The organism is Vibrio sp. D173a (assembly GCF_030248475.1).
In genome coordinates this window covers 1-1,472 of record NZ_JAHGAH010001214.1, presented here as the reverse complement: position 1 = coordinate 1,472, position 1,472 = coordinate 1, and the positions used below count along the sequence as shown (strand labels likewise).

The 1,472-nt window shown below is 49.0% G+C and carries 1 protein-coding gene and 1 pseudogene; both read left to right on the top strand.

From position 1 onward, the window contains the following. Positions 1–1,337, top strand: a 1,337-nt coding sequence (gene mshL, locus KIV40_RS32385) for a pilus (MSHA type) biogenesis protein MshL (RefSeq protein ID WP_285353454.1), incomplete at its 5' end; no start/stop codon positions are given. Positions 1,338–1,380: 43 nt separating this feature from the next. After that, positions 1,381–1,472 (top strand): annotated as a pseudogene (locus tag KIV40_RS32380) (MSHA biogenesis protein MshM); the annotation flags it as partial.

Genomic DNA, 1,472 nt, shown 5'->3' with positions numbered 1-1,472 from the left:
ACCTAACCGATGTAACGCTCGATGAAGTTTTGGCAGTGGTACAAGACCTGTACGGTTACGACATTGAGAAACGTGGAAAGGTTATCCAGATCTTCCCTGCAGGTCTACGCACGGTCACGATCCCAGTTGATTATCTGCAATTGAAGCGCGCGGGTCGCTCTTTGACGACGATTACAACCGGTACGATTACTAACTCAGACTCGAGTTCATCAAGCACTTCGAGCTCAAGTTCTAACTCAAATTCCTCGTCAAACTCTTCGAACTCCTCTTCTTCGACGGGCGGTACTGAGATAGAAACAACCTCAGAAAGCGATTTTTGGCCACAGCTTGAAGCCGCAGTGATGCATTTGATTGGCAGCGGTGATGGTCAAAGCGTGGTGGTGACACCACAAGCGAGTGTGATCACTGTTCGTGCATACCCTGATGAGATTCGTGAGGTTCGCCAGTTCTTAGGTATTTCTCAAGAGCGCTTACAACGTCAAGTGATTCTAGAAGCCAAGATTTTAGAAGTGACATTGAGCGATGGTTACCAACAAGGGATTAACTGGACCAAGATGTTCTCATCTAACGGTACCAACTACACCATAGGTACCGGCAATATCGTGAAAGATACGGCTGGTGCGATTACACCAGTGACGCTCCCAGGGCTTGATCCTGTTGGTGCGCTATTGGGTGGTCAATCGAACATCGTGCTATCCGGTGGTAGCTTCGAGGGGGTGTTGAGCTTCATGGGCACTCAGGGTGACCTAAGCGTGCTTTCTAGCCCACGCGTAACCGCATCGAACAACCAAAAAGCTGTGATCAAAGTGGGTACGGATGAGTATTACGTAACCGACCTATCCAGTGCCGTGGGCAGTGGTGACAACGCTAACGTAGCGCCAGAGGTTGAGTTAACACCGTTCTTCTCAGGTATCTCACTGGACGTAACACCGCAGATTGATGACACCGGCAACGTGTTCCTTCACGTTCACCCAGCGGTTATCGATGTGAGCGAAGAGACCAAATCTCTTAACCTTGGTTCAACCACCGGTACCGTCGAACTGCCGCTAGCAAGAAGCTCGATCCGTGAGTCTGACTCAGTGATCCGTGCTCGTAACGGCGATGTGGTTGTGATTGGTGGCTTGATGAAGTCTAACGTCAGCGATGTAACGTCTAAAGTCCCATTCTTTGGTGATATCCCTGCTCTAGGTCACCTGTTCCGTAACACCAGTCAACTGACACAGAAAACAGAATTGGTGATCTTACTTAAACCGACCATTGTTGGCGTTAATACATGGCAGAGTGAGCTTGAGCGTTCGCGCGATCTTCTGCAGCAGTGGTTCCCGGATGAAGAGTAATCTTTCTGTATCTGTTGTCTATGAGTCATAGAGGTGAGCATCGATGTACCAAGCTCATTTTGGTTTTGAACAACCTCCATTCTCACTGACTCCGAATACTGAGCTCTTCTACGGATTAGCACCGCATTTTGAAGC